11 protein-coding genes are annotated in these 11,873 nt (G+C 72.1%); 4 read left to right on the top strand and 7 right to left on the bottom strand.

Annotation, left to right across the window (positions count from 1 at the left end; genetic code table 11):
• Positions 1-121: 121 nt before the first annotated feature.
• Positions 122-1,528 (bottom strand): MFS transporter, encoded by a 1,407-nt coding sequence (locus ACIPUC_RS32310; protein WP_446593942.1) that lies wholly within the window; start codon positions 1,526-1,528, stop codon positions 122-124.
• A gap of 146 nt (positions 1,529-1,674) precedes the next feature.
• Between ACIPUC_RS32310 and ACIPUC_RS32305 the strand changes: the two genes are divergently transcribed.
• Positions 1,675-2,631, top strand: a complete 957-nt coding sequence (locus ACIPUC_RS32305) for a DMT family transporter (RefSeq protein ID WP_446593941.1) — start codon at positions 1,675-1,677, stop codon at positions 2,629-2,631.
• Between the two features lie 136 nt (positions 2,632-2,767).
• On the opposite strand, the gene ACIPUC_RS32300 is transcribed toward ACIPUC_RS32305, so the two are convergent.
• Together ACIPUC_RS32300 and ACIPUC_RS32295 are read right to left on the bottom strand one after the other, a co-directional pair.
• A complete protein-coding gene (locus ACIPUC_RS32300; RefSeq protein WP_446593940.1) occupies positions 2,768-3,898 on the bottom strand; it encodes a serine hydrolase domain-containing protein in 1,131 nt (376 codons plus the stop codon).
• Positions 3,899-3,917: 19 nt separating this feature from the next.
• The gene (locus ACIPUC_RS32295) at positions 3,918-4,589 is read right to left on the bottom strand and encodes a DUF4097 family beta strand repeat-containing protein (RefSeq protein WP_446593939.1); all 672 of its coding nucleotides are present in this window, start codon (positions 4,587-4,589) and stop codon (positions 3,918-3,920) included.
• Between the two features lie 234 nt (positions 4,590-4,823).
• On the opposite strand from ACIPUC_RS32295, the gene ACIPUC_RS32290 reads away from it, so the two are divergent.
• Positions 4,824-5,555, top strand: coding sequence for a helix-turn-helix domain-containing protein (locus ACIPUC_RS32290; protein ID WP_446593938.1), 732 nt, complete (start codon positions 4,824-4,826; stop codon positions 5,553-5,555).
• Between the two features lie 191 nt (positions 5,556-5,746).
• On the opposite strand, the gene ACIPUC_RS32285 is transcribed toward ACIPUC_RS32290, so the two are convergent.
• The 3 genes from ACIPUC_RS32285 to ACIPUC_RS32275 all read right to left on the bottom strand — a co-directional run bounded on the left by ACIPUC_RS32285 (position 5,747) and on the right by ACIPUC_RS32275 (position 7,812).
• On the bottom strand, positions 5,747-6,157 hold the full coding sequence (locus ACIPUC_RS32285) for a hypothetical protein (protein ID WP_446593937.1): 411 nt from the start codon (positions 6,155-6,157) through the stop codon (positions 5,747-5,749).
• A gap of 193 nt (positions 6,158-6,350) precedes the next feature.
• Entirely contained in the window at positions 6,351-7,274 is a 924-nt protein-coding gene (locus ACIPUC_RS32280; protein ID WP_446593936.1) for an RNA polymerase sigma-70 factor, read from the bottom strand.
• Positions 7,275-7,338: 64 nt separating this feature from the next.
• Positions 7,339-7,812 (bottom strand): carboxymuconolactone decarboxylase family protein, encoded by a 474-nt coding sequence (locus ACIPUC_RS32275; RefSeq protein ID WP_446593935.1) that lies wholly within the window; start codon positions 7,810-7,812, stop codon positions 7,339-7,341.
• A gap of 236 nt (positions 7,813-8,048) precedes the next feature.
• On the opposite strand from ACIPUC_RS32275, the gene ACIPUC_RS32270 reads away from it, so the two are divergent.
• Positions 8,049-9,161, top strand: a complete 1,113-nt coding sequence (locus ACIPUC_RS32270; RefSeq protein ID WP_446593934.1) for an ABC transporter substrate-binding protein — start codon at positions 8,049-8,051, stop codon at positions 9,159-9,161.
• On the opposite strand, the gene ACIPUC_RS32265 is transcribed toward ACIPUC_RS32270, so the two are convergent.
• Positions 9,149-10,579 (bottom strand): NAD(P)/FAD-dependent oxidoreductase, encoded by a 1,431-nt coding sequence (locus ACIPUC_RS32265; protein ID WP_446593933.1) that lies wholly within the window; start codon positions 10,577-10,579, stop codon positions 9,149-9,151. The genes ACIPUC_RS32270 and ACIPUC_RS32265 overlap by 13 nt on opposite strands.
• Positions 10,580-10,664: 85 nt before the next feature.
• Here ACIPUC_RS32265 and ACIPUC_RS32260 point away from each other — a divergent pair, with 85 nt between their 5' ends.
• Positions 10,665-11,858, top strand: coding sequence for a carboxylate-amine ligase (locus ACIPUC_RS32260; protein WP_446593932.1), 1,194 nt, complete (start codon positions 10,665-10,667; stop codon positions 11,856-11,858).
• The last annotated feature ends 15 nt before the right edge of the window (positions 11,859-11,873 follow it).

The following is an 11,873-nucleotide window of genomic DNA, read 5'->3' as shown; positions in this document are numbered from 1 at the left end:
CCCGCCCGTGGGGCCCGCCGCCGCCCGCCGCCGGACGCCACGATGGCGGGGCGGCCGGAGCACGAAGAGCGGGGGCCCGGCCTGTCGGCCGGGCCCCCGCTCTTCGTGCTCCGTGAAGTGCTCAGGCCGCGGCCCGACCCTCCGAACCCGAACCGGGCCGGATCAGCAGCGCGGCCAGCAGCGCGATACCCGCGCACACCGCCCCGGCCGTGAACCCCAGGGACATCCCGGACCGCGAGGCCACCGCCACCAGCATCGCCAGACCCAGCGAACCGCCCAGCGTCTGCACGGCATTGAGCATGCTGGAGGCCGCCCCGGCCTCCCCGCGCCGCAGCCCGGACGTCGCCAGCACCGTCGGCGGGATCACACAGCAGGCCATGCCCGCGCCCAGCAGGAGGAGCGGCGGCAGGATCCCGCCCGCGTACGAGGAACCCGGCCCGAGCTGCGACAGCCACAGGTTGCCGGTGAGCAGCAGCGCGGCGCCGCCGGCCATCAGATAGCGCGGCCCCAGCTGTCGCTCCAGCCGTACGGCCGCCCACGCCATCACCGCCATCGTCGCCGCGAGCGGCGTCAGCGCCAGCGCGGCGCCCAACGGGCCGTACCCCGCCTGCTGCTGGAAGTACCGGTTGAGGAAGAAGTACGCCCCCATGATCGAACCCGGCACGGCCAGCGTCCCCACGTACGCGAGCACCCGGTTGCGCGACCGGAACAGGTGCAGCAGGACGATCGGATGCGCGGCCCGCCGCTCGACTCCCGCGAACACCGCGAAGAGCACCACGGCGCACGCCACGCACACCAGCGCCCGCACATCGCCGAGACCCTGCTCCGCCGCCCGCGCCAGCCCGTACACGAGCGCGGCCGCGCCCACCGCCGACAGCAGCGCACCCGCCACGTCGAAGCGGCCCGGATTGCGGCGCGTCTCCGTGATCGCCACCGGCCCCAGCACCAGGATCAGCACGCCGAGCGGAACGTTCAGCAGCAGTTCCCACCGCCAGGAGCTCAGCGAGGACAGCGTGCCGGCCAGCAGCAGACCCCCGGCCGTACTGACCGCGCCCGCCGCCGTGCACACGGCGATCGCACGCTTGCGCGGCGCCCCCTCCTCGAACATGCTCAGCACCAGGGCGAGCCCGCTCGGCGCGGCCAGCGCCGCCCCGACCCCCTGCACCACCCGGATCACGGTGAGCAGCTCCACATCCGACGCGAGCCCGCGCACGGCGGCCGCCGCCGTGAACAGGGCCACGCCGGTGAGGAACACCCTGCGCCGGCCGAGGATGTCCCCGGCCCTCCCGCCCAGCAGCAGCAGACCGCCGAACGCGAGCAGATAGGCGTTCAGCACCCAGGACGAACCGACGTCCGACAGCCCGAGATCGGCGCGCATGCCGGGCAGGGCGATGTTCACGATGGCGTCGTCGAGCTGGATCATCGCGTTGCAGGAGGCGATGACGGCCAGGGCGAGCCCCGGCCGCGGCCGCCGGGCCTTCGGCGGGGGCTGTGCCTCCACGCGCGGTTCGAGCACGGGCGCGGACATGGCAGCCTCCTGACGACGGCAAACGGATTCCCGACACTGTCCCGCCGGCCCCTGGAGATCCCGCTGAGCCGGGCCGGAGGCCTCCCGCCGCCCGCCCGCCGGAAAACGCGGTGGGCAACCGGACAGGCCATGAGTACGTTGCCCGCATGGATCACAAGGCCGACCACCCAGCCACCGAGCACCCAGCCACGGACCACCCAGCCACGGACCACCGCGACGCCGACCGCCGCGCCGCCCTCGACAAGCGGGCCCTCGCCGCGGCGGCCGTCACCGTCGTCCTGTGGGCCTCCGCATTCGTCTCCATCCGCGCCGCTGCCCCGCACTACGCGCCGGGAGCCCTCGCCCTCGGACGCCTGCTGACGGCTTCCCTCGCCCTCGCGGTCGTCGTCCTGGTCAAGCGGGTCCCGCTCCCACCGCGCCAGGCCTGGCCCGGCATCCTCACCTCCGGACTGCTGTGGTTCGGGCTGTACATGGTGGCGCTGAACTGGGGCGAACAGGGCGTGGACGCCGGCACCGCGGCCATGGTCGTGAACATCGGCCCGATCGTGATCGCCCTGCTCGGCGGCTGGCTGCTGAGGGAGGGGTTCCCGCCGATGCTGCTCGCGGGCATGGCCGTCTCCTTCGCCGGCGCCGCCGTGGTGGGCCTGTCCACCTCGGACAGCGGCTCCGCCTCCCTCGGCGGCGTCCTCCTCTGCCTGCTCGCCGCACTCGCCTACGGCGCCGGGGTGGTCTCGCAGAAGCCCGCACTGACGTACGCGACCCCGCTCCAGGTGACCACGTACGGCTGCTTCGTCGGCACCGCCGTCACCCTGCCCTTCGCCTGGCAACTGCTGGCCCAACTCCCCGGGGCACCGCTGACCGCCACCCTCAACATGGTCTACCTGGGCCTCTTCCCGACCGCTCTGGCCTTCACCACCTGGACGTACGCCCTCTCCCGAACCACCGCCGGAAAGATGGGCGCGACGACCTACGCGGTCCCCGCCGTCGTGATCCTCATCGCCTGGACGGCCCTGAACGAGGTCCCGGCCCCCCTGACCCTCCTGGGCGGCGCGATCTGCCTGACCGGAGTGGCCATCTCCCGCAAGCGCCGCACCCCCCGCTGAACACCGGGCGGAACCAAGATCAGCTTCGGCAGAGGTCCGGATGGGCTGGGTAGGCCCCGTCAACACAGGCTGATCGCCAACCGGCCCGCGCCACAGCCCCCGTCCCGGCCCCGGCCGAAACGGGGGCTGTCCGGTCTCAGCCCGCCGGCTGGGCCGGCCCGGCGGCCCGCCCGCCGCAGAACACCTCGTTGACGAGCCTCTTCTGCGCCTTTCCGAACAGCTCCGCCGCCTGCGCGAAGCCGAGCTCGGTGTCCCCGGTGGTCAGCGAGGCGGTCAGGGTCGTACCGCCGTCGGGCGTGCTGTACATCAGCGCCGCCCAGCCCCAGAAGCCGCCGTTGTGGGTGAACAGGGTGCCGCCGCACTCCGCCTCCTGCACGAACAGCCCCAGGCCGTACCCGAGTTTGGGGTGCGGCGTGCGCATCTCGGCCAGCAGCGGGGCCGGCAGCAGCTTGCCGCTCATCAGGGCGGAGAAGAACGTGTGCAGGTCCCGGGTGGTCGAGATCATGTCGCCGGCGGCGGAGATCCAGGAGGCGTTCCCCCGGGTGACGTCGACCGTCTTCCACTGGCCGGCGTCCTGGTAGGTGTAGTAGCCGTGGGCGTGCGGCTCGGAAATCTCCGGCGAGGCGTCGGGCACCGCGGTGCCCGACAGGCCGAGCGGGCCCAGGATCCGCCGCTGCATCTCCTCGGCGAACGGGCGGCCGCCGACGTTCTCGACCAGCAGCCTGGCCAGGACGTAGTTGGTGTTCGAGTAGCTCCAGTCCGTCCCCGGCTCGAACCGCGCCGGCTTCGACAGCGCCAGCCGCACCAGCTCCTCGGGCCGGTAGGTGTGGAACCGGTTGTCCACCCACTCCTGGCCCTGCCAGGGGATCCCCGGCGCGGTCGTCCCGTCGTCGTAGTACTCGCCGGTGTAGTTGAACAGTCCGCTGGTGTGCTGCAGCAGCATCCGCACCGTGATGCGCCGGTCCAGCTCGAATCCGGGCAGGAAGTCGGCCGCCGGGCTGTCCAGCCCGACCTTTCCTTCGGCCACCAGCTGCAGCACCAGGGTCGCGGTGAAGGTCTTGGTGTTGCTGCCGATCCGGAACCGCCCGTCCGTCGGCGGCTTGGCGCTCTCTCCCAGCTTGCGCACCCCGGCGCTGCCGACCCACTCGCCCCGCGGATCGTTCACGCGCAGCTGCACCCCGGCGAAACCGGAATCGACGATCTCCTGGATGGCCTTCTGTAATTCCGGGCGGTGCTGCCCGGCGGTGGTCTTCGGTGTGAGGGACATGATGGCGGGCTCCTTCTGGCTAGAGGCTGCGGGCGGTGATGTTGCCGTAGGCGGTGGTGGCGTGGATGGTGAGGGGGGCGGTGGTGCCGTCGGTGTTGTTGAGGGTGTTGTGGATTCGGCCGTAGGTGGTGCCGGCGTCGAGGGTGGCGGAGGTTCCGCGGGCGGCGCCGACCGTGAGGTCGCCGGCCTGGGTGCGCAGGGTGAGGGTGCCGCGGGTGGCCTCGGTGATGTGGATGTCGCCCTTGTGGGTGCTGATGTCGGCGGGGCCGTTCAGGCGGCCGATGCGGATGTCGCCGGCGAGGAGGGTGAGGCGGGCGCCGGCGGTCTCGTCGAGTTTGACGGTGCCCTGGGCGCCGTTGAAGGTGACGTCGCCGAGGCGTCCGACGCCGCGGAGTTCGGCGGCGGCCGTCGTGGCTTCGACGCGGGAGCCGGCGGGCAGCTGGACGGTGACCTCGATGGCTCCGGAGCTGCCGAGGAACCGGTTCTTCGCCGGTGCGGCGCCGATCCGCAGGACGCCGTCACCGTAGGCGACCGTGGCCTGCTCCGCCGCCTTCACGTCGCGGCTGTTCGAGGCGTCCGCGGGACGCACCTCGACCGTGGTGTCGGCCCGGTCGGCGGCGATGAACCGGATGGCTCCCGCGGGGACGTCCAGGACCACGGAGACCGGCGCGGGGGTATCGAACTTCTGCATGGTGTTCTCCTGCTGCTCGTTGTTTCTGACACCAGAAACGCTACGTTGTGTTCACCATTGCAGCAACACGCTCGTTGCGAATAAAAGTCATCAGCGCAGCTCAGCGGCATGTAATCGTTGCAATGTCTGTAAATCCAATGCAACGAATGCCCTACTGGTCGTTGCATTGGGGGAGAAGTGAACGCTATGCTGGGGGCATCAGGAAGACGAGGGAACGTACGCAGGGAGATCGCGATGCCGGGAGGCAGGCTCACTCAGCAGGAACGCCAGCAGATCGCACTGGGCCTGGCCGACGGCCTCGCCTACGCGGAGATCGGCAGGCGCCTCGACCGACCCACCTCGACGGTCACGCGCGAGGTGATGCGCAACGGCGGCCCCACCGCCTACCGCGCCGACCTGGCCCACCGCGCCACCGAACAACGCGCCCACCGGCGCAAGCAGACCGCACCCCGAGGACCGCAGGAGGCGGCGTCCCCGCACGCCCACGGACGGGACCCCGAGGCGGTACGCGCGTACGAGGAGGTGTTCACCACCCTCCTCATGCAATCGGGCCTGCCCAAGATGATGTCCCGGGTGCTGACCTGCCTCTACACCACCGACGCGGGCAGCCTCACCGCGTCCGAACTCGCCCAGCGCCTCCAGGTCAGCCCGGCGTCCATCTCCAAGTCGATCACGTTCCTCGAAAGCCGAGACCTCATCCGCCGGGAACGCGACGAACGCCGCCGCGAGCGCTACGTCGTCGACGACGAGCTCTGGTACCAGTCGATGGTCGCCAGCGCCCGGGCCAACGCCCAACTCGCCGAAACCGCACGGCAGGGCGTCAGCGTCCTCGGCCCCGACACCCCGGCCGCCGCCCGCCTCGAGGGCATCGCCCGCTTCGTCGACTTCGTCGGCGAGAGCATCACCCGTGCCGCGGAACAGGCCCGCGAGATCCTCTACACGAAGCCCGAATCCACGCCGGGCTGACGCCTCCTCGGTCGTGCGCGCGGAGTTCAAGGAATGGGGAGCGCCGGGTCGACTGGTAGGAGCCGGCGCAGCAGGGACGCCCGCATCCACGAGTACCGCCGCACCGAGGACGGCTGGGTGACGTCAGGCGCAGCGGGGCAGACCGGCCACCTCGGCGACCCGCGCGCTCCAGGCGCGCCGAGGCCGTGCGCTCAGGTCTGGCACTGCTTCGTGGAAGCAGGGGACCAGCCGCTCCAGGCAGCGCCGTCGGCCCGCGCATGCACCCGGATCTCGACCTTCACGGGACCGCACACCCGGGTCGTGCTTCCCACTTCGAGAGGGCCGATGGACTCGCCGGCCGGGACATGGGAACGACCGCTGCCCACCTTCTCCCAGTGACCGCCCTTGACCACACGGAAAAACGCTTCGTAAGAAACGTTCAGCCCCTTCTTCCCCGTGTTGCGCGCCTTGATGTACGCCGTGATCTCCCGCGTGGGGAATTCGCCGACAGACCCCCGCTGGGCACTGATGCAGCCGTTGACGGCCACACGGCCGGTCGACGCACCCCCGCCACAAGCGACCGCCGCAGCATGAGCGTTGGCCGGCACGGTCAGTACGGCCACCGCGGCTGCGCCCAGCATCGTTCCGATACGCCTCACATACACGTCGTTCCACACCCTCCGTCGGACCGGTCTTCTCCGAACAGACCATGGCCCGCCCCGGGGCACGACGAGCAGAGCCTCATCGGGTTTTTCGCCCGAACGAGTGCAGGTACGGGTGCAGGCGCATGGCAGCGGATGACAGCGCCGTCCCGCGTCACGCCGTCTGCCGGCGGGCCCGTTTCACCTCGCGGTCGATGGCCCAGGCGTCGGCGACCGGCCCGAGGTGGCCGAGCTTGTCGGGGTTGATCACCGAGCGGATGGTCTGGATCTGCCCGTCGAGCACCTCGAGGGTCAGGGCGTGCAGCACCTTGCCGTCCCGGTCGAGGAAGATCGCTCCGGGCTGGCCGTTGAGCTCGTGCTGCTCGAACGTCACGTCGACCCGGGCCAACAGGGGGACGACGGAGGCGAGCAGCCGGGCCGCGTTCTCCGCGCCGATGACGGCCCTGGCCAGCTGCGGGGCCTTGCCGCCGCCGTCGCCGACCATCGACACGTCGGCGGCCAGCAGGCTCTGCAGCCCGTCGACGTCGCCTTCGCGGAGGGCGTCGAAGAACCGCGACGCGAGCTCCCGCCGCTCCTGACCGTCCGCCTCGAACCGCGGCCGCCCGTCCTGCATGTGCCTGCGCGCCCGTACCAGCAGTTGCCGGCACGCCGCCTCCGAACGCCCCACCGCGGTGGCGATCTCGTCGAAGCCGAAGGCGAACACCTCACGCAGTACGAACACCGACCGCTCCAAGGGGCTGAGCCGCTCAAGGAGCAGCAGCGCCGCCATCGACACCGAGTCGGCGAGCTCCGCAGCGCGTGCCGGGTCCTCGTACGGGTCGGTGAGCAGCGGCTCGGGAAACCACGGTCCGACGTACTCCTCCCGCCTCACCCGGGCGGAGCGCAGCACGTCGATCGCGATACGGGTCACCGTGGCGGACAGGAACGCCTTGGCCGACGCGGGCCGGGTCGGCGATGCGTCGAAGCGGAGCCAGCTCTCCTGCACCGCGTCCTCCGCCTCGCCGACGCTGCCGAGAATCCGGTATGCGATCGAGAACAGCAGCGGCCGCAGCTCCTCGAACTCCCCGACCTTGCTCACGTGGTCTCCCTCCGCGCACTCCTCCGGCCGGCCGGACGCGAGCCGGCACGGCATCCTACGAAGATCAGTGGAACTGGCCCGGCTCGTAGTCGCCGGCCGGCTGCTGGGCGATGATGTTCAGCCGGTTCGCCGTGTTCATGAAGGAAACCAGGATCGCCAAGGCGGCGAGCTGCTCCTCGTCATACTGCTCGGCGGCACGCGCCCAGACCTCGTCGCTGACGCCGCTGCCCGCGTCGGCGACCCGGGTCGCCTGCTCCGCGAACTCCAGAGCCACGCGCTCGGCCCCGGTGAAGACCGTCGCTTCCCGCCACGCCGCCACCAGGTGCAGCCGCACCGAGGACTCGCCGGCGGCTGCCGCATCCTTGGTGTGCATGTCGATACAGGCGGCGCAGCCGTTGATCTGGCTCACGCGCAGCGCCACCAGCTCCTGCGTCGCCGCCGGCAGGGACGACTCCTTGATCGCCTTGCCCGCCGACATGAAGTGCTTGAAGGCCTTGCCGGCGGTCGGGCTGGCGAAGTAGTTCAGGCGTGCGTCCATCGTGTGCTCCTCCGTCGTCGTCACTGGCTACACCCCCGAGACGAGGCAGCCCGCCTCCCTGTGACACGTGGCGTGTGTGACCCGCGTCTCCCCGCTGCCGGGGGCCGCCGTCTGCCCTCGGTGGCGAAGCAAATAACGGGTTGCTTCTCGGCGTTGGTGCTGGATGCAATGTCCGGCACGGCCCCCGGGCAACCGGGTAACCGGCAAGCGAATCGTCACAGGGGAGACGCCAGCGCATGACTACGCCACCACCGCCGCTCAGGGCGGCTCGAACTGATGGACCATCCGTCCGGATCGGCGCTCTCGTTCCGCTGACTCGGCCCGGCTGGGTCGAGGCGGGCCACCACCTCCTCGCCGGACTGGAGCTGGCCGTTCGCGAGGTCAACGACGGCGGCGGCATCGCCGGAAGGCCACTCGAGCTGGTGGTCCGGGACACCGCGGCTGATCCACAGAGGGCCGCGGCGGCCGTAGACGAACTGGCCGGCCTGGGCGTCGCCGCCGTGGCGGGGGAGTTTCACAGCGTCGTCGCCCGCGCCGCCGCCGCCAGGGCCGACGCCCTCGGCCTTCCGTTCCTCTGCTCGTCAGCGGTTCTCGACGCGCTCACCGAACAGCCGACGCAGTGGGTCGCGCGCCTCGCCCCGCCGCAGTCCCGCGGCTGGCAGGTCTACGCGGACTTCCTCCTCGGCGCGGGCCACAGCCGCATCGCCGTAGCAGCCCAGCCGAGTGTCTACTGGGCATCCGGGACCCGCATCCTGCGGGAGTACCTCGCTCCACGCGGCGGCACCGTCATCGAACTCGACATGAGCGCGCTCACCCCCGCGGCCGTGTGCGACGCACTCGTCGAACACCGCGCTACAGCCCTCCTCCTCCTGGTCGGCCACCCGGAGCCGGCCGTGTCGATCGTCACGTCCGTCCGCCGCGACCAGCGCCTCGCCGGGATCATGATGGGAGCCCCGGCCGGGCAGCCGGAGTTCACCGAATGGTCGACGTCGCTGGGCGACGACAGCGCCGCGATCCCGTTCTTGCGCTACCTGCCCGAGCGCTTCAGCCCCCTCGGAGTACGAGTCGAGACGGCCCTGCGCGAGCAGCTCTCCGAAGCGCCCTCCTTCGTCGCCTTCGAGGGCTACGACACGGTCGCCGTCCTCGCCGATGTGCTGCGTTCTCACGGCGCGGACCGGGCGCGCATCGCCGCATCCTGGCCGCACACGGCAGTCGAAGGCACCCGCGGGCAGATCCGGTTCTCCCGCACGCCAGGCGTCGGCGTCTGGCAGTGGGCTCGGACCCCGATCCAAGTCGTGGACCGGGATCCGGCGGCACCCGATCGCTTCCGGGTCCTTCACACCGGCTGAGAGGGGGCGCGGCGCAGGCCCGGGTGCGGGTCCAGGCCCAGGTAGAGGCCGGCGACGGCCTGTCGCGGGGTGGTGGGCAGGGGCAGCATGTGGCTCGTCCCGTGGCCGCCGAGCCCCCGCGCGGGGCTGTCGCCCCCGGGGCGGCGTACGGTCCGCAGGAAGGCGCCCACGGCATCCGTCTGGCTGTCGTGGAGGTCTTCGGTACCGGTGACGATGTCGAGGAACGACTCGTGCAGCCGCAGCCGCGCCTGGTCGCGGCTGCTGAGCGCCTGAGCGGTGCGGAAGTACGCGTCGCGGCCGTCGTGGACGCGGTAGAACGCGCCGACCAGGACGAGGAGGCGTTCGTAGGCGTGCCGGTAGGCCGTCTCGTAGAAGCCGCGGGCCGCGTGCTCGTCGACCTCGCCGCGCAGCACACTGCCGATGGCCGCGGCGGCCAGCAGGCCGCTGTACATGGCCAGGTGCACGCCGGTCGACAGCAGCGGGTCGAGGAAGCAGGCGGCGTCCCCGGCGAGGAACCAGCCCGGCCCGCAGAACTTCTCGCTCACGTACGAGTAGTCGCTCTCGGTCTTCAGCGGGCCGGCCTGCCGCGCCCCGGCGAGCATGCCGGCCAGCCGCGGGCACCGCGCCAGGGCATCGTCGTACACGGACTGGAGGGAGCCGCCCGCCGCCGCCCTGGCCTGCTGGAACGAGCGCTTGTCGGTGACCAGGCCCACGCTGAGGGTGCCGTCGTGCAGGGGGATGGCCCACAGCCATCCGTGGTCGGGCAGGGAGAACACCCCGATGGCCCCACGGGGCGCGCCCTCCAGTGGCGCCGCGCCGCGCCAGTACGTCCACGCGGCCACATTGCGGAAGACGTCGTGGAAGCGACGGGTCCGCAGCTGCCGGGCCGCCAGCACCCCCGCCCGCCCGGAAGCATCCACCAGGTGCGCGAACCCGATCCGCCCACCGGCACCGCCGACGCCGGCCCAGGAGGCCTCCACCGCCGCCCGGTCACGGCCTTCACCGGACCCGGGACCCGGCTCGAAGCCCACCCGCCGCACACGCGTCTCCTCCCGTACGTCGGCCCCCTGCGCCCGGGCGTGCTGGAGCAGCAACCAGTCGAACTCGGACCGGATCACCTGGAAGCTGTAGGCGGCGGGCCTGCCCGGTTCATCGAACCCCAGGGGCCACTCCTGCCCGCCCCAGCCGTAGAAGGCGCCGGTCTTGCGGACGAAGCCGTGCTTCTCGATCAGCTCCCGGGCGCCCATCACGTCCAGGACCGGCAGCAGGGACGGCAGCAGCGACTCCCCGATGTGATAGCGCGGGAACCGCTCCCGTTCCAGCAGGGTGACCTGGTGCCCGGCCCGCGCCAACAGGGCCGCGGCGGTCGCGCCGGCCGGGCCGCCTCCGACGACCAGGACGTCGGTGCGTTCACGCATGCTGTGCTCCTCACGGGAGTCGGGCACTCACACGATCGCCGATTCACCGGGTGCCGGGCGCCGCCCTCTGCCACAGTGCCTCACCATGACGAGTCAACCTCATGCGGCGCCGCCCCCGGAAGGCATCCTCGCGCCAACCCGCAGGACCGACTCCGCCGACACCACCAACCCGATGGCCCCGCTCACGGTGGGAGTCGAGGAGGAGTTCCTCCTGATCGACCCCGGCTCCCGCGCCGTCAGCCCGCAGGGCCCGCAGGTGGCGGCGCTGGCCGCCGGCGAACTCGGCGACCGCGTGGGCACCGAGCTGACCCGCTATCAGGTGGAGGTGCGCACCGACCCGCACACCGGCCTTGCGGCGGCCGCCGAGCAGATCCGCACCACGAGAGCCGCCCTCGCACGCGCGGCCTCCCGCCTCGGCCTGCGCATCGCCTCCACCGGCACCCCGGTGCTCGGCCAGTCGGCCCCGATCCCCGTCTCACCCGGCCCCCGGTACGCGAAGAGCGTCGCCGTCTTCCGCGCTCTGGACGACGAGCAGACCGCCTGCGCCTGCCACATCCACGTCGGCGTGGCCGATCCCCGCGACGCCATCGCGGTGAGCAACCACCTGCGGCCCTGGCTCCCCACGCTGACCGCGCTGACGGCGAACTCGCCGTACTGGGCAGGCCGCGACACCGGGTACGCCAGCTGGCGGAGCACCACCTGGGGGCGCTGGCCGGTGGCCGGCCCGCCGCCCTACTTCGAATCCCCCGCCCACTTCGAGGAGCTCGTCGAGCAACTCGTCGCCGTCGAAGCGGTCATGGACCGCGGCGGCCTGTACTGGGACATCCGCCCCTCCCACCACCTGCCCACCCTCGAGGTACGCGTCGCGGACGCGGCCCTGACACCCGAGGACACGCTCCTGCTCGCCGCCGTCGTGCGCGCCCTCACCGCCACCGCCCTCACCGCCATCCGCGCCGGTGACCCGGCCCCCCGCCCGGCACCGGAACTGCTGCGCGCCGCCTGCTGGCGCGCGGCCCGCGACGGACTCGCCGGGCCCGGCATCGACCCGGTCACCGGCCGGCTGGTCCCCCACAGAGCCCAGGTGGACCGCCTGCTGGAGCTGATCTCTCCCGCGCTGCGCCGACACGGCGACCTCGACCTCGTACGCACCCAGTGGACGCGCCTGCGTGCCGAAGGAACCGGAGCCGACCGCCAGCGGGCCGCCTACCGCAGCCGCTCCAGCCTCGACGACGTCGTCGACTACGTGCTCTCGGCCACGTGCCCCACACGGACGGCATGAACGAAAAACCCCCTG

It is taken from the genome of Streptomyces sp. LARHCF249 (assembly GCF_052871255.1).
The sequence above is the reverse complement of the archived record's forward strand: the minus strand, read 5'-3'. Positions and strand labels throughout refer to the sequence as shown.

What these genes read in the sequence shown, in the direction of transcription:
- ACIPUC_RS32310 (WP_446593942.1), bottom strand. Translation starts at nt 1,528, where the DNA reads ATGTCCGCGCCCGTGCTCGAACCGCGCGTGGAGGCACAGCCCCCGCCG.
- ACIPUC_RS32305 (WP_446593941.1), top strand. Translation starts at nt 1,675, where the DNA reads ATGGATCACAAGGCCGACCACCCAGCCACCGAGCACCCAGCCACGGAC.
- ACIPUC_RS32300 (WP_446593940.1), bottom strand. Translation starts at nt 3,898, where the DNA reads ATGTCCCTCACACCGAAGACCACCGCCGGGCAGCACCGCCCGGAATTA.
- ACIPUC_RS32295 (WP_446593939.1), bottom strand. Translation starts at nt 4,589, where the DNA reads ATGCAGAAGTTCGATACCCCCGCGCCGGTCTCCGTGGTCCTGGACGTC.
- ACIPUC_RS32290 (WP_446593938.1), top strand. Translation starts at nt 4,824, where the DNA reads ATGCCGGGAGGCAGGCTCACTCAGCAGGAACGCCAGCAGATCGCACTG.
- ACIPUC_RS32275 (WP_446593935.1), bottom strand. Translation starts at nt 7,812, where the DNA reads ATGGACGCACGCCTGAACTACTTCGCCAGCCCGACCGCCGGCAAGGCC.
- ACIPUC_RS32270 (WP_446593934.1), top strand. Translation starts at nt 8,049, where the DNA reads ATGACTACGCCACCACCGCCGCTCAGGGCGGCTCGAACTGATGGACCA.
- ACIPUC_RS32265 (WP_446593933.1), bottom strand. Translation starts at nt 10,579, where the DNA reads ATGCGTGAACGCACCGACGTCCTGGTCGTCGGAGGCGGCCCGGCCGGC.
- ACIPUC_RS32260 (WP_446593932.1), top strand. Translation starts at nt 10,665, where the DNA reads ATGACGAGTCAACCTCATGCGGCGCCGCCCCCGGAAGGCATCCTCGCG.